The organism is Bacillus sp. AFS088145, from assembly GCF_002564465.1.
Classification (GTDB): Bacteria; Bacillota; Bacilli; order Bacillales; family Bacillaceae_G; genus Gottfriedia.
This window is the reverse complement of record NZ_NUUX01000045.1, coordinates 1-19452: the sequence shown is the minus strand read 5'-3', so window position 1 is coordinate 19452 and position 19452 is coordinate 1. Positions and strand designations below refer to the sequence as shown.

The 19452-nt window shown below is 32.2% G+C and carries 18 protein-coding genes and 1 pseudogene; 2 read left to right on the top strand and 17 right to left on the bottom strand.

Translation table 11 applies throughout. The features are described 5' to 3' along the window. Positions 1-311: 311 nt before the first annotated feature. The 3 genes from COI44_RS22210 to COI44_RS22200 form a co-directional block, all read right to left on the bottom strand. On the bottom strand, positions 312-1577 hold the full coding sequence (locus COI44_RS22210) for a S1C family serine protease (protein ID WP_179887224.1): 1266 nt from the start codon (positions 1575-1577) through the stop codon (positions 312-314). Between the two features lie 337 nt (positions 1578-1914). Beyond that, the gene (locus tag COI44_RS22205; RefSeq protein ID WP_286164046.1) at positions 1915-2163 is read right to left on the bottom strand and encodes a helix-turn-helix domain-containing protein; all 249 of its coding nucleotides are present in this window, start codon (positions 2161-2163) and stop codon (positions 1915-1917) included. Positions 2164-2323: 160 nt separating this feature from the next. Next, on the bottom strand, positions 2324-2809 hold the full coding sequence (locus COI44_RS22200) for an Lrp/AsnC family transcriptional regulator (RefSeq protein WP_098429828.1): 486 nt from the start codon (positions 2807-2809) through the stop codon (positions 2324-2326). 229 nt (positions 2810-3038) lie between these two features. Between COI44_RS22200 and COI44_RS22195 the strand changes: the two genes are divergently transcribed. Further along, positions 3039-3962, top strand: coding sequence for a DMT family transporter (locus COI44_RS22195; protein WP_098429827.1), 924 nt, complete (start codon positions 3039-3041; stop codon positions 3960-3962). Positions 3963-4180: 218 nt separating this feature from the next. Here COI44_RS22195 and COI44_RS24745 read toward each other — a convergent pair. The 3 genes and pseudogenes from COI44_RS24745 to COI44_RS24985 all read right to left on the bottom strand — a co-directional run. Then, positions 4181-4300: pseudogene (locus tag COI44_RS24745) on the bottom strand (AraC family transcriptional regulator); the annotation flags it as partial. A gap of 54 nt (positions 4301-4354) precedes the next feature. Beyond that, entirely contained in the window at positions 4355-4999 is a 645-nt protein-coding gene (locus tag COI44_RS22185; RefSeq protein WP_179887228.1) for a formylglycine-generating enzyme family protein, read from the bottom strand. A 195-nt stretch (positions 5000-5194) separates the two neighbouring features. Further along, positions 5195-5695 (bottom strand): barstar family protein, encoded by a 501-nt coding sequence (locus COI44_RS24985; protein WP_483295498.1) that lies wholly within the window; start codon positions 5693-5695, stop codon positions 5195-5197. A gap of 361 nt (positions 5696-6056) precedes the next feature. Between COI44_RS24985 and COI44_RS22175 the strand changes: the two genes are divergently transcribed. Beyond that, entirely contained in the window at positions 6057-7256 is a 1200-nt protein-coding gene (locus tag COI44_RS22175) for an IS110 family RNA-guided transposase (protein WP_098429825.1), read from the top strand. A gap of 760 nt (positions 7257-8016) precedes the next feature. Here the strand turns inward: COI44_RS22175 and COI44_RS22165 are convergent. The 11 genes from COI44_RS22165 to COI44_RS22115 all read right to left on the bottom strand — a co-directional run. Next, entirely contained in the window at positions 8017-8985 is a 969-nt protein-coding gene (locus COI44_RS22165) for a carbohydrate kinase family protein (protein ID WP_098429824.1), read from the bottom strand. Positions 8986-9056: 71 nt separating this feature from the next. Next, on the bottom strand, positions 9057-10532 hold the full coding sequence (locus COI44_RS22160) for a glycoside hydrolase family 32 protein (protein WP_098429823.1): 1476 nt from the start codon (positions 10530-10532) through the stop codon (positions 9057-9059). A 63-nt stretch (positions 10533-10595) separates the two neighbouring features. Further along, the gene (locus COI44_RS22155; RefSeq protein WP_098429822.1) at positions 10596-12053 is read right to left on the bottom strand and encodes a sucrose-specific PTS transporter subunit IIBC; all 1458 of its coding nucleotides are present in this window, start codon (positions 12051-12053) and stop codon (positions 10596-10598) included. 132 nt (positions 12054-12185) lie between these two features. Next, positions 12186-13178 carry a LacI family DNA-binding transcriptional regulator gene (locus COI44_RS22150; protein WP_286133502.1) on the bottom strand — a complete coding sequence of 331 codons (993 nt, stop codon included), beginning with the start codon at positions 13176-13178 and terminating at the stop codon, positions 12186-12188. Positions 13179-13805: 627 nt separating this feature from the next. Next, positions 13806-14003: a hypothetical protein gene (locus COI44_RS22145; protein ID WP_098429821.1), complete on the bottom strand. Its 198-nt coding sequence runs from the start codon at positions 14001-14003 to the stop codon at positions 13806-13808. A 395-nt stretch (positions 14004-14398) separates the two neighbouring features. Continuing rightward, entirely contained in the window at positions 14399-14689 is a 291-nt protein-coding gene (locus COI44_RS22140; RefSeq protein WP_098429820.1) for a hypothetical protein, read from the bottom strand. A 195-nt stretch (positions 14690-14884) separates the two neighbouring features. Next, entirely contained in the window at positions 14885-15172 is a 288-nt protein-coding gene (locus tag COI44_RS22135; protein WP_098429819.1) for a hypothetical protein, read from the bottom strand. Between the two features lie 114 nt (positions 15173-15286). Then, positions 15287-15763: a hypothetical protein gene (locus tag COI44_RS22130; RefSeq protein WP_098429818.1), complete on the bottom strand. Its 477-nt coding sequence runs from the start codon at positions 15761-15763 to the stop codon at positions 15287-15289. Positions 15764-15936: 173 nt separating this feature from the next. Further along, positions 15937-16419, bottom strand: coding sequence for an SMI1/KNR4 family protein (locus COI44_RS22125; protein ID WP_098429817.1), 483 nt, complete (start codon positions 16417-16419; stop codon positions 15937-15939). A 146-nt stretch (positions 16420-16565) separates the two neighbouring features. Next, a complete protein-coding gene (locus COI44_RS22120; RefSeq protein ID WP_098429816.1) occupies positions 16566-17420 on the bottom strand; it encodes a hypothetical protein in 855 nt (284 codons plus the stop codon). Positions 17421-18284: 864 nt separating this feature from the next. Beyond that, positions 18285-19452: APC family permease (locus COI44_RS22115; RefSeq protein ID WP_098429815.1), on the bottom strand; the 1168-nt coding region annotated here is incomplete at its 5' end.

Sequence of the window (19452 nt, the reverse complement as noted above, 5' to 3'; positions counted from 1 at the left end):
TTATATTACTTTTTATCCATATTCATATTTACTTGATTATTTGCTATTTTAATTTTGGTTATGAAATAAAAATATCTTTTGAAACGTTTAAATCAATAAATTATTGACCATCCTTAAGTTATACGGCTCCTTTTGTTTGTAGCTCTACAATTGGTTTTTAGTAGGATTTTTTATCCTTCTCAAATTCCAATTGCAACCTACGATAAGCAAAATGGAGCCGTTTTGTTCATTATGAAGCAGTATATTCAAATACATTTTTCATTTTTTATAATGTTCACATTGCTGTTTTAAGGGCAGGATCAGACACAAGTTTATTCGGATACATTATCGGTTGATGGTGGATTCGATGTGGTATTTGATTTTAGTTTGCTGTTATACGTGAAAGTGTAAAGAAGAAGAATGAGGATTAGTATACTTGCGACAATATCTTGAATGTAAAAACTCGTTTTGTGATTTGCCCAAAGTGTTTTGCTTGAGCCCATTTTTTGATTCGATTCACGAATGTATCGTTTTACTTCTGGATGGTTCGGATAGATTTGTTTGACTGCTTCGAATTTTGACAGTGCATCTTTGTAATAGCCGGCCCAGTAGAAAGTTAACCCTTCTTTGAACAATTTATCAGTTTGGCTTTTTGTATCATGTATGCCCGCTTTATTGACAACTTTCTTCAATGTGTTCACAGGTACCGCAAAATGAAATCCTTGCACTTCTTGATCATTCACCGTATCTCCTCGGAAGGTGAGTAAGCCTATCAATTGTCCTTTGTTGTTGATGATGGGTCCTCCACTATTCCCATGGGTAGATGCTGCATTGATTTGAAGTACCGGGCTTCCTGCTAATGTCTTTTTTGAGATCGCTGAGATTTGCCCTTTATTCATCGTGGGGATAACATAACTATGCATGGATAGCAATTCAGAATCTGCCGCAGCTGGGTAGCCAATCACCCAAATATTGTCTTGATCTTGAATGGAATCACTGTTTCCAAGGGGCATCGTAGGATAGTTCGAGCCATCGATCTTTAAAAGGGCCACATCTTTTCCATGATCGGTAGGTTGTTGATACTTTTTGACGACTGCGCTAATAGGGTCATCTACAGTCGGTAAGTACACGTCGACGCCTTTTTGGAAGATTTCGTAACTAGTATACTGTTTTAAGTACGCATCTGTGTATTTGTGCGTCCAATTATTTTCCGTTGCAACATCATCCACAAGAATTGAAAATGCCTCAGAAACAATATCATGATCGGACAATTGATGAGAATAAACGAGAACATGAGCATTTGTCACAATATAACCATCCGAATTAATGATAGCGCCAGATCCAAAACCGTCCAGTTCAGTTTTATAATCCCATTTCTTCAACACACTCGTTACGCGTTTATCATCTAAAGTAATCGTCCATTTCACAATCGCATAATCAACAATTCGAACCACTGCTGGCTTTGTCGTTTCAGCTAATTGTTGAGGTTTGAGTATATAAGGGGCAGATGGTTTTGTCGAAGTGAGCACAAACGATGTAACGATTAGGATCGCCAATACAATACAAAATGGAATGGTCACGAATGCCTTTTTTTTCATTCCAAACATCCTTTCATTTGTTTTGCTTACGATCATCTCCCAATAGGAAGTACATACACTAAAGCAAAAAAATGACATAACACCCTTACACATATTTACACTATAAACCATATCATTTTTTTCCCATTGGTTTCATGCCACAAATAAACTAAATTTGTTATTTTATTTTCTTTATCTTTAATGCAAAAGAAAAAGCCGCATTAATGCAGCTTTTACTCTTCTACTATTGTATGGTAATTAAATATAAAAAAGATTTAATTATTGAAAATTTCTTCGTAATCAATACTAACTTCTTTCTTTGTGAAAATACGGTAATTCAAATGTTATTTTTACAAAATTAAGGAATCGTTATTAAGTCTACATTTATTAACCATTTATCAATTGCTGATTTAGGATAGTAAAACTCAGATCCAATTTTTATATGAGGAATTTCACTTGAATAACCACCGTCTCCATCATCTAACTCTGTTAGTTTTTGAATTTCTTCTTTACTTAATCCTAAATAATCAACTAATTCCGTCTGTGTTAATAGTTGATGCTGTACAGCAAGACTCGTTGAAGCTTTTGTTCTAAATCCATTAGAAATTATCCAACTTCCAATTACGATACATACCCCTAAAAGAAATATTGATATAGTATATTTTTCATAAGATCACCTCTGTTCATTTAATTCAAAAGGGGCATACATTACCCCTTTTGAATTAATGATTTTATATTAAAACCACGGGTCTATGGTTTATAAAATATTATTCTTCCTTTTCACATATCGGCAAAACAGTAGAATTTTTGATTTCTCTTAAAGCTAAACTTGTTTGAATTCTTGTAATTCCGAGTTGATTTAACTTCCGAATAAAGTTCTCTAATTCCTTTCGTTCTCTGTTCGCAACTTTTAATAGATAGTCATACTCTCCAGTTAATAAGTGACACTCTAATACTTGAGGCATCGATTTTAATTGTTTCTCTAACACTTCTAATTTATCGGCTTGATGGATATTTGTATTGATAAAAATAAAACAAAGTAAGTCAAAACCTAGCTTTTCTTGATTTAAGATTGCAACTTGCCGATCGATATATCCTTCATTTTCTAATCGTTTAACTCTCGCATGTGTTGCTGGTGGTGACAAGTTCACATGTCGCGCTAGTTCCGTATTGCTTATTTGGCTTTCCTTTTGTAGCTTATCTAAAATTTTAAGATCTACCTCATCTAGCACTTTATTTCCTTGATATTCCACTATTATCTACTCCCTTTCAATTATTCGGAAAACGGGTTGGATTCACCTTATAAATTGAATTATATTTCTTAAAAATATATATTTTATTAATATTATTTTGTATTTATACCATTATACAAAATAATCTACGGTAAAATAAACAACTATGTTAAACTAATTAAAAAATAGTAAGAAATCACTGTGTAAAGTCTTTTTTAAACCTTAGAACAGTGAACTAGGGGGTTTAGATATGCCAATCTTATATATACTGTTGTTATTATTAACAAGCTTGTTATGGGGAGGAAATTTTGTCGTTGGAAAATCCCTTGTTGATCATGCTTCTCCAATGACCTTAACGATTTTAAGGTGGGGAATTGCTATTATCGTATTATTACCAGTAGTATGGTGGAAAGAAAAAAAGATTTTACCTCCACGTAAAGCTATTCTTCCATTAATCATGATGGGAGTAACAGGTGTTGTTCTTTTTAATCTGTTTCAATTTATGGCATTAGAAAAGACATCTGCAACGAATGTTGGGTTAATTTCGACCTTAAATACAATTTCAATTGCTTTATTTTCATCTTTATTTTTAAAAGAAAGAATGAACTTTTTACAAATATTTTCGATGATTATTTCATTCTTTGGCGTTATTCTTGTGCTTTCAAAAGGAGATATGAATCTACTATTCTCAATGAAATTAAATTTAGGTGATTTATGGATGGTCATTGCTGTATGCATATGGGGAATCTATTCGGTATGTAGTAGATGGGCAACAAGACTTATATCACCTATGATGTCTACACTATACTCAGGGATATTTGGACTCGTTGTAATCCTACCTTTTAATCTCACAGATTTTACGCTTGTAAAAATGAATAGCTCATTTATTTTCTCAATTTTATATACTGGAATTATTTCAACTGTCTTATGTATGCTCTTTTGGAATATTGGTGTCCAAAAAATTGGAGCAACTTCAGCAGGTATTTTCCTAAACTTCAATCCAATTTTCACAGCCATTTTAGCCTTTTTCTTATTAAATGAAAAAATGACATGGGTTCAAGGACTTGGAAGCATAATCGTTATACTAGGTAGTTTCTTGTTTACTTACTTTAAAACAAATGCAATGTCTAAAAACAAACGGATTGTAAAGAAAGCAATGAAATCTCCAGCATAAAGTCTTATTAGCTAAAGGTTAGATGAATTAATAAATATTAAAAAAGCCCGTATCAACGATTACTTGGTAATTTTAGATACAGGCTTTTTATATAATTCTTGTTTTCTTTAATATAGTTAGACTTTTACTCTTTAAAATTATCATTTCTCTTTTAAATCAATCTTTTATCGTAGAACAACTACTCCCACTAAAAATAACTCCCCTTGTACAAGGATTCCTTAATCTAAATAAGACATATACTCATATGCTGTTGTTCCATATACGCTCTTGAAATGTTTATTTAAATGAGTTAAATCGACAAAGCCACATTCCGATACTTCTGAATAAATATCTCTATTTTGCATAAGAACGTTTAAGCATTGACTAATAGCTGTCCTCATCCTTTGAGGAATTTAAAAAGACCGTGCAAGACGGAATCCAAGGTCTTCTATGCAAAATGACGGATGGCTACGACGACGACATGAAGCGCCACAACCTCTTGCTACCTCTGCCCAGCTACCACCTCGAAAAATTCGGTAGGACCCATAGACCTGTTCATCATATAAATCCCAACACCACTCCCAAACATTTCCTAACATATCATACAGACCCCATGCATTCGGTTCCTTTCTTCCTACTTCATGTATTTTATCTCCAGAATTTTCATTGTACCAGGCAATTTTATCAAGTTCACCGTATCTATAACCCATGGTCCCTGCTTTACACGCATATTGCCACTCTGCTTCTGTAGGAAGTCTATAGCCATCTGATTCCCAATCACAAAATATGTTTTCACCATCATTACTTATTGAATAACACTCTTTCAGTCCTGCTTTCTGTGAAAGTAGATTACAAAAAGAAATGGCATCATTCCAAGAAATATTCACAACTGGTTTTAGATCTCTGACAAAAGTATTAAGTGATGTATTTGTTATAGTATTGTATATACCCATAGTTACAGGATACTGGGCAAGAAGAAATGGTCTTATTTCAGTTTTCCATTTACTTTTTATTCTATCGTCTCTTAATTCTATATTTCCCCCTGGAATTTTTACCATTTGATAGTCAATGTAACTCTTAATTTCATTTGCCACTATATCTTCCTCCTAATGATCATGATTTAATAAAAATCACCTCGTTAAGAACCATAAGAACAATTCAAAAATTACATTGGTTTTTTGTCGATAAAAATCCGTTTGTAAAATAAAAAAGTCTGCAAATCAGCACATTCGTTATACAACAAACGCATTGCGTTAGTTGAACAAAAATTCACATTTCCAATTAGGATATTCCTGATTATGCTCTAGAAGACACTCTTTCATTATATTCGTATCTTCAGGTAATCTTCTCACCAATTCTGACCATCCAACAAATTCTATTTTATTTGGTAATTCAACGACTCCAGTAATGATCTCCCAAAAATCATCCCAATTTTCACTATAATAATCTGGAAATTTCAGTTTTTCTTTCAATAGTGTATGAAATTCTTTGTTAGTTCTTACTTTCGTTACATCAATTATTAATGTGGGTGCTTCAGTTTTTTTCTTTTCAATTATGTATAGAAAAACAACAAAATAAGGTAAGAAGAATAAAAAAAACAATAAAATAGAACTCCGTACTTTGTAGACAAAAGTGACTGGAACTGCATAATAGAACATTAATGTTTTTGGATTTGGTAAAAAAACCATTATAAATATAAGAATTAATAAAAAAGGTGGTAATAGTGTCCAATATTTTTTTCTATGTTTTTTCATTTTTATGTCCAGCTTTCGTTATCAAATTAACAAATTTCACCATGCTATGTACATTATAAAACACCACTAAAGCATATTAAACAATCCTTTTTATGACACTAACGCACTGCGTTCGTATTATAAGGTCAACCAGTAAAATTTCTGGTTGACCATTTTTATATGGTCTTATGATTAAGTAGTCGGGGCAGAACGAAGCACTCGTGGGGCTTAGACCCCGTCAACTAAACAGTTCACCCCCTACTTATAGAAACATGCTTTGGGCTGGTTGGGACAAAGATCCCGAATAACAAGCGAACCTATGACACTATAAGAGAGTATTAGGGGAACCGATAAATTTAATAGCTTTAGGAGGAGATAGTTTATGAATCCAGTAGTTGGTCTGGATGTCGCAAAAGGAGAAAGTCAAATACAAGCTTTTTTAGATAGAAAGACTCCTTTTAAAAAAAGTTTTAAGATTTCACATACAGTTGAAGGGTTTAAGCAGCTACATCAATTCTTACAAAGTATCGAAGAAAAAGCCAATACAAAACCAGTATTAATAATGGAATCGACAGGACATTATCATTCACCTGTTATGCAGTTCTTAGATAGCTTAAATTATATTTACATCGTTATTAATCCATTAATCTCTTATCGTGCTAAAAGCTCGAGTTTAAGAAAGGTTAAGACTGATGTCATCGATGCATACCACCTCTGCGAGCTGTATTACAAAGAAGAGTTAGAGCCACATAAAAAACGTGGTGCACAGTTACTAAACCTGCGAAATTTAACCAGACAGCACGATCATTTAACAGGTATTAGTTCTCAGGCAAAACTACATTTTTTAGCGATTCTAGATCAAGTGTTTCCTGAATATCGAGGTGTATTTGGCGACTTGTATTCTAATGTTTCGCTCTTAACTTTACTAGAGTTTCCTTCATCTGAAGCTGTATTACAAGCAGGTGAAGACCAGCTAGCTAAACGAATCGCATCTTTATGTACTAGTCGTTCTAAACAATGGGCAAAGGAAAAATCAAAGCTTTTAATTACTGCGGCTGAAAAAAATCCATTTCAAGTTAATCTTTATAAAAGTCTTATTATTTCGCTTGAAATGCATATTAAAATGGTTCTTCAATACAAAGAACATCTATCCAATTTAAAAGGAGAGATAGATGTCCTCGTAAAAGAAATTGAAGAATATACTATCATCCAATCGATTCCAGGTATCGGAAAAAAAATCACGGTAACGATTATCTCTGAAATTGGTGAAATTGATCGGTTTGATAATCCTAAAAAACTTGTGGCTTTCACTGGTGTTGACCCGAGTGTCTTTGAATCTGGTAAATTCACAGCCAGTAGAAACCGTATTACAAAACGTGGTTCTAGTCGATTGAGACATGCGTTATTTATGGCTGTTCGGTGTGCAATTCGTGATAATCGTAAGAGGAAGACAACAGACGAAATCATCCCACGAAATAAGCGAATGCGACAATTTTATGATAAAAAGCGTGAAGAAGGAAAACCATTTAGAGTAACAGTTATTGCTTGTGTAAACAAACTATTAGCTGGTTTAGTTGCGTGATAATCACAGCTCGATAAATCTAATAACAGCAAAATCTTTGCCAATTTCAGCTTTTACTTTCTCCGTTAATTCCTTTCCTAGCTTATTATTTCCTTAACTCATATAAATCAAAAAGTGCTTGTCCAGACCAATTTGCAAACATCATGAACTTGGAAAATCATTTAACCATAGTAAGCGTCATATTTTGGATAGCAAAATTCTGAAAGATAAGAAGAGGTAAAACAGTGCCATAACCATGCTTGGGAACAACTGTTGAATAGTTTAAAGTCTAATTTAGAATCCGCTTCAGCTATTTCCAAAAAAGATTCAAATTTAACAATAATTTAGACCAATGAGATTCACCTATCACTTAGATATGTTTACCAAAACAACTTAAAAACTTACCCGCCCCTACACTAATTGCATGGGGAAAAAATGATATGTTTTTTGGCCTGGATGGAGCACATGCCTTTCAAAAAGATCTAAAGGATATTGAATTGCATTATTAGATACTGGTCACTTTCCTTTAGAAGAAAAGTTAGAAACAAGTGTAGACTTAATTAAAACTTTTTTAACGAAGTTCTTAAAGTAAGGTAGTTATAGGAAAATAAAAGTCGATTTTCATAAATTTGAAAATCGACTTTTTAATTTATTTGATTTGAAACATTACAATTATAATATTAGAAGAAAATAATTTCATATATACAACTAAATTGTTCCGTGAATATTAAAGTTAATAAGCATAATAATAGACCAGCAATTGCATTAATTAAACAATTTTTTATCCATTTATTAACTGAACAATTGCTTCACGATCTGGAAGGGAAGGAATTGCACCTTTACTTGTTGTTGTAAGGGCTCCACTGGCATTTGCAAATGTAAGGAATTCTTGATAGTTTTTCTCAAATAATTCCACTAAATTAACCTGAGTTGCTTTCTTCTCAAGCAATTTGAATAAAATCCCCCCAATAAAAGCATCACCTGCACCAGTTGTATCTTGTACTTCAACTTTGAATCCTTTTGATTCAAAGTTTTTATCATTTAAGTAAAGCTCCGCACCCTTTGAACCTTTTGTATAAATAATAGCCTTTACCTCACCCCTAAATAAAGTAGAAATTGCTTCTTCTACATCTGTAATATCAGTTATGAATTCGAGTTCTTCATCAGAAATCTTTACAATATGACTCAGAGGAATAAAATCTAAAATAGTATTTTTACATGCCTCGGGGTTTTTCCAAAGAGGAAGACGTACATTTGGATCGAAGCTAACAATTCCACCTTTTGTAATAATTGATTTTATTGCTTTTATATGAGCTTGCTTCATCGGACTTTCAACTAAATCAACGGAACAGAAATGAAGAATATCGTTTTTTGTAAACCATTCATCTTTAACTTCTTCCTCAGTTAGTAATAGATCGGCAGAAGGATTTCTGTAAAATGAAAAGTCACGATCACCGTTTTCCCGAAGGGAAACAAAAGCTAAGCCAGTATTAGCATCAGTAGTTCTTAAAACTTTATCTGTCTTGACGCCAACGGCCGATAATTGATCACATATAAAGTCACCAAAAGCATCTTCTCCTATTTTTGTAATCATGGACGCGCTGCCACCGTACTTAGCTACTGCTGCAGCGACATTTGCAGGTGCGCCACCAGGTGCACGCTCAAAAGAAGTAACATCCTTTAAAGGTCTACCTTTCTGTAAAGGAATAAAATCAATTAATACTTCACCGATTGAATATAGTTGTCCCACTTTTCCACCTCATCACTTTTAAAGTCTCTACTTTATCAGCATCAAATTTAACATATTAAAATTTTAAAAAGTTAATAATCCCATTTCACTGCTTGAAGTTTAACACTTCCACGCGATGCAAAGAAACGAATTCCAGTGCTTTCTTCTTTTGGGAAAATCCTGCTCGTGATTACTTCTTCACCATCATTTATGAAAATCTCAACTGAAGAAACATCAACAAACATATGAATCTTAATTTTATCTTGTTTTAATTCCTGACTACATTTCCTAATCGTTCCAAAAGGAGAATCAATGGTTTTTCCAGAAAAAGTACGATCGAGTATAACCTTTTTCTCTATAACATCATAGGTCAATACCGTTTTTTCTATTTTACTTGTCCTAAATTCAATCCCAAATTCAGATGCATCTATATTTTTAAACTCACAAATCATCTCATATGATGTTCCTGTGAAACTATTTATCATCTTTAATTCACTATTAATAATATTTTTTGTTCTAGCTTCCTGTTTACGAAGTGACTCAAGCTCCTTCACTGGCTGTTGAATTAATTTCCCATTTTGTACTGACAATTCTCGAGGAATAGTTAAACAATGCGCCCATCCATTTTGATCTGTAGGATACTTAATTTCAGGTAAACCCATCCATCCTACTAAAAGACGACGCCCTGATGAATCAATTGTAGTTTGAGGTGCATAAAAATCAAAGCCACGATCAAGCTCTATAAATTCTCCATGTTCCATAACTTTTTGCAGTAGATCTAATTTTTTACCTAACACATATCCAGACTGATAAATATTCTGATACTTGTCTCCTTCTGGTTCTATACCTTGAGGTGAAAAAATGAGTACTCCTTGATTTTGTAATTCGAAGTAATCAGGGCACTCCCACATGTATCCAAATGAATCCATTTTTGTCCTAATTTCCCCTTCAAATGTCCATTTAAACAAATCTGGTGAACTATATAAAACTACACAGCCAGTTTTATTACTTCTTTGTGCTCCAATTATTGCATAAAACAATTCTCCTACCTTCCATACTTTTGGATCACGAAAATGATCTGTGTATCCATGTGGTACGTCAGAGATTACAGGGGTATCTAGTTTTGTAATCCCCCCCCTTTTACTCATTATAGCAATGCATTGAAAAGGATGTCTTACCCAATGTTCATCACGTGTATTTCCTGTATATAATAAATACAAATTATTCTTATGTTCTATGGCTGACCCTGAGTATGCTCCATGACTATCGTAGTATTTATTCGGCTTTACTCCAATTCCATCGTTTTCCCAATGTACAAGGTCCTTTGATTTAACATGATACCAATATTTTAACCCATGCACAGGACCAAGTGGAAACCACTGATAAAACAGATGATATTCCCCATTAAAATATGAGAATCCATTCGGATCATTTAAAAGCCCTGTGTTTGGTTGAATATGAAAAGATTGCCTCCATGGACAATTATCTACTTTAGATTTTAGTACAGCCAATTCTTCATTACTAACTTCTTCTAACTGGCGGTAAAGTAGTTCTTTTGTCCACTCCATTTTTTTCACTCCTTTAAAATAATAAAGGGGAAAATTTAAATTCCCCCTCTTCTTTTGAAGCACTTATGAATAAATTGCTTTTTCGGATGACATTTTAGTAGCAGTTATTCTTTCATCTCTTTTTGCTAGTACCAGTGTTACAATAAATGCTATCGAAAAAGATATCACCATTCCAACAATATACGGAATAATGCTTGTAGGTTTTATCGAAATAATACCAGGGATACCAGCTGCTCCGAGCGCAACTGCTTTTACTTTATATAACGTTATAAATGAAGAACCAGCAGACGATCCAATTATTGCACCTATAAATGGATACCTTAATTTTAAATTAATTCCAAACATTGCAGGCTCAGTAATTCCTAAAAGTGCTGAGATACCACTAGCCGAGGCAGTACTTTTAACTTTTTTATCTCTTGTGATAAGAAAAATGGCAATTGTTGCTGCACCCTGTGCTACATTAGACATTGCTGCAATTGGAAATATGAATGATCCTCCTGTTTTACCAATATCAGCTAATAATTGTGTTTCTACTGCAATAAAACTGTGATGCATTCCAGTTATAACGATTGGTGCATAGATAAGGCCAACTATGGCTCCACCAATAAATCCAGTTGTATCGTATAACCATATTAAACCATCCGTTAATAAGTTACCTGCTGTGCGTGTAAATGGTCCAACTACCGTGAAAGTTATAATACCTGTAATAAAAATAGTAAGTAATGGAGTTAATAGATTGTCTATTGCTGAAGGAATTACTCTTCGCAAGTTTATTTCTATTTTAGCAAGAATAAAAGATGAAACGAGAACTGGTAATACACTACCTTGATACCCTACCTTTTCAATCTCGAAACCAAAAATCTTCCATACTGGAATATCATTATTTATTAATGCCGCACCATAACCGTATCCATTTAGTAAGTCCGGATGAACCATTAACATCCCAAGTACCGCACCTAGATAGGGATTTCCTCCAAACCGTTGCGTTGCTGAAAAACCAATTAATATTGGAAGGAATACGAATGCTGCATTAGCGAACGTATTAATAAGTGAAGCTAAATCTGCAAGTGAAGGATTAGCTTCCACCAATGACTTACCCTCAATAATTAAATTCTGTGCCGTCAACACATTGTTAATCCCCATTAGTAAGCCTCCAGCGACAATGGCTGGGATAATTGGAACAAAAATATCTGAAAGCATTTTCACAAAACGTTGAAGTATATTCATTTTCTTTGTACCAGCATCTTTTACATCTTTAGTTGACATTTCTGAAATACCAGCTAATTTTGCAAGCTCTTTATACACTTCATTTACTATACCCGCACCAAATATTATTTGATACTGTCCACCCGTAGAAAACGTCCCTTTCACTTCTTCTAGTTCATCTAATTTTTTTTGATCAATAATTTCTTCATCTTTTAATACTAGTCTTAGACGTGTTGAACAATGAGCCGCGGCAGTTATGTTCTCTTTTCCACCTATTGCTTCGAATGTCTCTTCTGCAATCTTTTTAAAATCCATAATAAATACCTCCTTTTTTTTTTGTTGGAACCGGTTCCTAAATACATTAAAAAAAACAAAATACCTGGTTTGACACTCAAAAGGAACCGGTTTCAAAATAAATCATATTTTTTGGAACCGGTTTCAACTTGATTATAAAATATTAACAATTCGATTGTCAACGCTTTCTCTTTCGATTAATTTAAATTTCGAATGTGTAACTTTATTGACATCTTCCCCATTAACTAATTTAACTATATTCCTAGCGGCCACTTGACCTGCATCTTGATAAAAATACTTAATAGTGGTTAATCCTGGATGAATCACCTCTGTAACATCGTATCCACCAAATCCTGTAATTGATAGGTCTTCGGGAATCCTTAACCCTTTTAAAGATGCAGCTTTTAAAACTCCAAGCGCTATATTATCTGTTGCACACACTATAATTGAAGGTTTATATTTTTCAATTATCAATGTGGCCTGTTTTAAAGCTTCCATCATGCTAAAACTTGTTTCATGGAATCTTACATTGCAATCTACTACCTCCTCTAAAGCTTTTTTAAATCCTTCTTTACGTCTAACACCTACAGCAATATCTTTTTCTGTAACACCTAGGAATGCAATGTTACGATGTCCCTTTGACAAAACATATTTACCCATCTCGTAACCAGATTCGTAATCTTGATGAATTAAACTATATATTTCGTGATGGAGTTGACCAACTAAGATGACAGGTATTTGTATTTTTTTAAACGCCTCTAAATGCGCATCTGTTATCTGTGTAGCCATCAAGATTATTCCAGCTACTTTTTGTCTTGCAAAGCCATAAATGCTTTCAAGCTCTCGGTCTAAATCCTGACTAGTATTTGATATAAGCATTTGACAATTTAAAGCCCTTAATTCCTCATCAATTCCAATTAATGTTTTAGCAGCCGCATATGAATCTAGACGAGGAATAACTGTGCCTATAATATTTGTTCTCTTTGCTTTGAGACTTTGTGCGAAAGTATTTGGAATATACCCAGTGTTTATAATAACATTTTCAATCTTTCTTTTTGTTCCTTCACTAACTGATCCTCCGTTAAGATAACGTGATACCGTGCTCTTAGCAACCCCAGCTAGTTTGGCAATATCAGAAATTGTCATTTCCTTCACTCCCATTAGTTGATTTTTTTCTCACAAGCATTTAACCTACCATTAGTAAATACAGAACAAACGTATGTGCTAAAAAAATTGTATTATATAATCTACTTTTTTTAAAGCTTAATTAATGCTAACAAATTAAAATCAAGTATCGTTAGCCAATCCAATTATAAGTGAAAATTTAGGAGATATGACAAACTTGTCTATTATCACAATTTAAACAGTAGTAGCAAAAATTGAAAAATCTGTCGTGCTACAATTGTTTTAACTTGTTAAATATTAATTATTGCTATTCCCAAAACACATACTTCCCCATTATTCTTTACCAATAAGCTTACTTACCAACGTTATTTTGCCCAATTAATTAGATTAAAACAAATCTTGGATGGCTGTTTATATATTATATTAGATTTGTATTTTGTATTTTCATAGATTCTACAGTAATATTAAAGCATGAATTCATATAATTTTTGCCACTCGTCTAAATCTACGTTAAACACATAAATATCTCTTAGACTTCCATCTACAAAAAATACTTGATCAATGACCTTATTGTTTAAGTTTTTTTTTACCACTAGTTATTAACATTTAATGAATATATGCCACCAGTAAAATCAAAATAAACTGGATTCATATTCCAATAATGCTACAATTCCTACCTGTTATAGCTAACCCTTTTCCTTTTACATTTGAATTTTCAATTTCAAATATACTCTTCTTTGATAATGAAATCCCAATAATCCTAAGGAAGATCCCAATTAAAGGAAGAATTATTGATAATATACCTAATGTTAATGAAAAAATTGATTTACTATTTATTTTCCCCATTCATTGCCTCCATAAAAAACTAATATAAAATTGCATCGTTCGGCATTATTTAGTTGTTTTACTAAATTTTAACGATATATCCCCTCAAATTTCTCAGGTAAATTATCTCATTTTTTCCTCATCCTTAATAAACTATCCAAGCATAGAGTAAAATAGAGGATGATCGATTACTGATCATCCTCCATAGTAATAATTTTCTTTATAAAGTTCCATAATATTTCCTCCAATTACCATTACTATACAATATATTTAATGATTATTAAGAGAAATATTACCATAAAATTTTCCTTTTGCTTATTCAACTATACTGCCATTTAGTTGAACAAAAAAAGAGCCGCCGAAGCCACTCATGTTGTTCAACTAACGCATGCGTTAGTTACATATAGAAACTTAATTTATTTAACTTTTACAAAATAGAAATCTGTCCCATTTTCTTGTGGTACAAAGCCTTGTTTGGATGAACTTTTTTCCACCATATTTTGTTCTTCTGCTGTTATAGTTGTGGTAATATCTTTACCTTCAGCTGCATTACCTTCTCTATAATCTTGTTCCTCTCTAGTCACGTGTTTGTATTGGTCTCCGTTAGTTTGTGCATATACCTTTGTATTTTGGAAGTCTTTTGTAAACCCGATTGATAATGCTAAAGCACTTGCAAAACCGATAGATAATACTAATTTTCTTTTCATAAATAAACCTCCTAATATGTTTTATTTGGAAAATAATTACATTTTGTTTCTAAAAATAGAATAACACAATTAACATAAATAACTTGTCTAATATTGTTTAACTATCCTGCCATTTAGTCGAATAAAAAAAGCCACCTGAATTGGCAGCTTCTATTCAACTCATGCATGTGTTAGTTGCATAAGCATTTTATTTAATTAAGTATTTTTATCAGTAATATAAAATGTCATTAAATCATTACGAAGTGTTTCAAGTAGTTTGTTTTCACCTAATGTTATTGGATATAGCTCTGAATCTTCATAAACATTTCTTTCAGCTTCAGAAGAACTACAAGCAGATTCAATGACATAAGACTTTAATCCTTCAACGTATATTACTTTTAAGTACAATCCATTATGTAAATAGTTTAATGTGTTGTTTACATTTACTTTTTTAAAACCCAATTCGATCATTAAGCTATCAATTTTCCCCACGATATTCTTCATAGATACTCCTTAATTAATCATTTCTTCACTATTCAACTAATGCACTGCTTTAGTTGAACAAGTAAAATCATGTTTATATTTATTTTCAATCTTTTTTTCAATTGTTCTCAGTTTTTAGGTTAAGTAAGGTGATTTTACATCCTCTACAAATAAACCAATTTGATATATTTTGTCTATCGTCGTCTCTTGAGGTTTTACCTTTGTCACAATATACATGTAATAGTCATATCCTACATGGATTTCAAATCCAGTTTGTATTAATTTACACCACATTTCCTCACGTAACATTTTTTGTATTATAAGAAGTGCCTGTTGTCTATTAACTTTCATACCTTCAGAAATGTTCAGATCATTTTCATCATAAATTTCAAGACCTTTGACTATTAGATCGTTGGCTTTCATCTCATCAATACATAATTCAACCGATTGAATGTATTTTCGCTCTATCTCTAAATATTCTTTCTTAGTAAACTCTTCTCCAGATAGGATTTTTCCAATATCGGAAATGCTAGTCCACTCTTCAGTGCGGGTATAAATATCGTTTTCATTTCGAAAACATGGATTGTATTTCGTTATTCGAAAGGAATACATTATGTTCCCCCTTAAAATTCTTAATATTTTCTATAACTTAAATCAAATATATCATAAAAAACAATCGTTTCCTTATTCAACTAAACTGCCATTTAGTGCGTTAAAAAAATCGACTAAACAGTCGATCGAGTTGTTCAACTAATGCATGCGTTAGTTACTTAAGTAAAAATAAATTACTCTAATTCTTCTTGAATGAATTCTAATTCTTCTTGGATGATTTCTAATAAGAAATCTCCAAAATCATCTGCAATAAGTTCGCTAAACTCCATCCCTAAATTAATAGAAACCACAGCAGGTTCATTTTCTGGATTAAGTTTATTAAAATCTAAACAAAATCGTTCCCCCATACCTGTGGCATAAATAACAAGATAGTTTTTTGGCAAACCAGCATCTCTTCTTAATTTGATTGTGTACCATATAGCATCTGGAACAGAAGAGTTTATAAAATCTTCATCAATTACTCCATATACTTCTTCTGCGCCGAAATCTCCAGCTCCATAATTAATGAGAAAATGGCGATATATCTTTGAAAATTTTAACTCTAACGTAGTTTCTGCTTTTTCAATTAAACTTTCTGAACGCTTTCCTACAAAATCGGCTTCTTCTTGATTTTGCTCGATTATTTCAATTGCTTTTTCATAATTTGACCAACTCATTGTGCTCCTCCAGATGTTCATTTGAAATTAATATACCATATTATTTTAATTTCCTTGTTCAACTATACTGCCATTTACTTCAATAAAAAAAACGACTAAACAGCCGATCATGTTGTTCAACTATCGCATGCGTTAGTTGAATAAAATTAGCATAATTTATTTAGAAAATCCTCTAAATTTAAAAGATATACATCTTTATCCTTAATTAGGTATAACTTACTTCCTCTACCAACGGCATAGTCATAATTTAAGACCTTCCCAATTTTATTCAATAAATTAAAGTTTTTTAAACTTTTATTTCTCATTGAATAAAGATGCATTTTACCTTTTTGACCATAACCATGTTCGAACAAAGCATAGTCTTCATGGATTGCGATTGCACTACTACCTTTAATTGGAATATTTTTAATTATTTCAAAACTATTATTTGTTAGTTTTACTAAAGGGAAGTCAGAATAATAGTAAATAAACACAGTTTCATCTGAAGTTACATTTAAAGCATAGCAGTCAGCAATATATGGTAGCTGTTTATTTGTTTGTCCAACAAATTCATTAAATTTAAATGATAGTTGTCCTTTATTGTTAAAACAACTCAGACCAGAATCCATATTCTCATCAAAATAACTTACCCAAATATTAGAACTTTTTGTCGTTTGGACATCTTCTATTGCATCGTCTAAAGAAAACTTCTCCAGAAAGTTTCCGTATGTATCATAAATAGTTGCATTTAACTCATCTTCATAGTCCGTTCTTGAACTGACCAGTAACCAATTATCATCCATCGGTTGAGCATAAGTATATGAATTCTTGACTTTTGGAAGGTATATTTTTTTTATTTCGCCATCTAAAAAATGAAAGATAATATGCACATACCTTGTTTTCTCTTTTTTTTCTGACAATAAAACCAAGTTACCATCAAAATCTATACTGACTCCAAAATCATCATGTTCTCCAACTATATCATCAACATTAAAACAATAATTTGCCATATAATCTTTCATTATTTAACCTCTTTCAATAGTACATATAAATTAAAGTTATTTTAGTTATTATATTACCTTATTAAGAGAGTTCTGCCTTAATATTATTTTTTCCTTATTCAACTGATATGAACGAAACTGTCAACTCACCATACCCAAATGGTTTTAATTTTGTCTTTTTGTCTGTTTTTAGGCAGACTTATTCTAAGACTACCAACTTAGTTTAAAATTTTTCTAAGTCTGTGAAAAATACTATTCTTTTTAATAGAAGTTTTTACTATCAAAGCTACAGAATAACTACTTTAAAATCTTGGCACGAAGGCAAAAATTATCAACAGTGATTTACAATCTGATATGCGTGGGTTGGCCATAGATATCTCCAAGTTCAATACCTTTTTTACTCATATTTTTTAGATCCTCCGTCTATTACCAAACATCTTTATTTATTGCATTCAATAATACCTTGTACTTGTTATTACTTATTTTGTGATCTTAAATCTGAATGATATTCCTTATTCAAATGTACTTCCTGTTTGCATAATAAAAGGGACTTTAGCAGCCCTTCTTGTTCAACTATCGCATGCGTTAGTTCTATAAGAAATCTTTTTATCTTGATTCCATTCTTCCTTTGAATGTTTAATAGTATGGAAATTCACCCTAATATAAGTCAAAATTTCAGTAGTTTCTTTTCTCAAATTATAGGGAGCTACTGTACCTTTAAAAGAAGGTTGTATGAGTATTGGTTCTTCTCGGTTCTTTATAAAAAATTGTAAATAACCTATATACCAAGGTTGCTTATAAAAAAAGAAACCTCTTAATCGAACGGTTTCTTTTACAATGCTTAGTTTGAATTCAAAGTTTGTTATAAATCACTCCCTGTTTTTACTAATACTTCATGTTCTTTAATACTTTCTTTTCTTTGTATTCAAAAAAATAAACAGTAACTACTACAATTACAATTATAATGATTGGGGAGGAAAATAATAAGATCTCTAGAAAACAAATTGCAAGAATTCCTGAGCCTATTTTTAAATAAATTGAGTTGAATAAACTGATACATGCTAATACGCCTAATAGTGCATTACATAAGAAGAAGGCATTAGCAACTGATACTAATTGCTGAATACTAACGATATCCAAAAAGAAAAGAATGAATACAACTGCGTGTATACAAAACAAACTTAGCAATGCACGTGACGCAACATTATTTTTATTTTTAAATGATAACCATGTTGGTAATAATCCATTTTTTGCTTGATCTGAAACTAGCCTAGAAACTGCTCCAATTACTAACAGAACTGTACTAATACATAAGACAATTGTAATGGTCGATATAATTGGAGTTGCCCATCGACCAAATAAACTTTGAAGTAATGGAGCTAATGATTGATCAGATGAAATCGAATCTTTTGAATGTACCCACTGGAATGCCAGAGCTACCGTCAGACTTACAAGAGCAATCACTGAAAAACTTAATGCTACAGCTTTTGGAATTGTCTTTTTAGGTGACTTTACTTCTAATGAGTAACTGCCAATTACTTCCCACCCAGTTAATGCCCAAAACAACAATAATAAACTTTGGCCAAAATCATTCACAGTAATTGAATTGGATAAAGATATATTGCCATCAACTGTAAATAATGTATGAAAGCTACCTACAAGTAGAGTTACTACTATAATACTGGACATAACAAATGCAAATTTCCCTACAACTGCTATATTCCTAGTTAAGATCAAATACACAAAACATAGTAAGCCGATTGCTAGCCATTTTTCATTAAAAAGAGTTTGTGTTGTTAAAAGTTGTAAATAATGTCCCGCTGTCCCTAACACTGCAATAGGACCAAAACAAACTGCTAGTAAAAAGAATATTGCCGAAAGATTTTTAATATGAGTTCCAAAAGCACGCTCTACTGCTAAAGGTACACCTGAATCACCCGGAATCATCAAACTTAATTTCCCTAACATATTTGCAAATAACATACTTAACCCAAGCATAAGTATCCAAGCAAAAATTGCATAATTTCCAGCTGTTTCAAATACAGCAGGAGGT

Coding starts and splice junctions, on each gene's coding strand:
- COI44_RS24985 (WP_483295498.1), bottom strand. CDS start 5,695: ATGAAAAAACATAGAAAAAAATATTGGACACTATTACCACCTTTTTTA.
- COI44_RS22175 (WP_098429825.1), top strand. CDS start 6,057: ATGAATCCAGTAGTTGGTCTGGATGTCGCAAAAGGAGAAAGTCAAATA.
- COI44_RS22140 (WP_098429820.1), bottom strand. CDS start 14,689: ATGAAAAGAAAATTAGTATTATCTATCGGTTTTGCAAGTGCTTTAGCA.
- COI44_RS22145 (WP_098429821.1), bottom strand. CDS start 14,003: ATGGGGAAAATAAATAGTAAATCAATTTTTTCATTAACATTAGGTATA.
- COI44_RS22195 (WP_098429827.1), top strand. CDS start 3,039: ATGCCAATCTTATATATACTGTTGTTATTATTAACAAGCTTGTTATGG.
- COI44_RS22150 (WP_286133502.1), bottom strand. CDS start 13,178: ATGACAATTTCTGATATTGCCAAACTAGCTGGGGTTGCTAAGAGCACG.
- COI44_RS22130 (WP_098429818.1), bottom strand. CDS start 15,763: ATGTATTCCTTTCGAATAACGAAATACAATCCATGTTTTCGAAATGAA.
- COI44_RS22210 (WP_179887224.1), bottom strand. CDS start 1,577: ATGAAAAAAAAGGCATTCGTGACCATTCCATTTTGTATTGTATTGGCG.
- COI44_RS22185 (WP_179887228.1), bottom strand. CDS start 4,999: ATGGTAAAAATTCCAGGGGGAAATATAGAATTAAGAGACGATAGAATA.
- COI44_RS22160 (WP_098429823.1), bottom strand. CDS start 10,532: ATGGAGTGGACAAAAGAACTACTTTACCGCCAGTTAGAAGAAGTTAGT.
- COI44_RS22135 (WP_098429819.1), bottom strand. CDS start 15,172: ATGAAGAATATCGTGGGGAAAATTGATAGCTTAATGATCGAATTGGGT.
- COI44_RS22125 (WP_098429817.1), bottom strand. CDS start 16,419: ATGAGTTGGTCAAATTATGAAAAAGCAATTGAAATAATCGAGCAAAAT.
- COI44_RS22120 (WP_098429816.1), bottom strand. CDS start 17,420: ATGAAAGATTATATGGCAAATTATTGTTTTAATGTTGATGATATAGTT.
- COI44_RS22155 (WP_098429822.1), bottom strand. CDS start 12,053: ATGGATTTTAAAAAGATTGCAGAAGAGACATTCGAAGCAATAGGTGGA.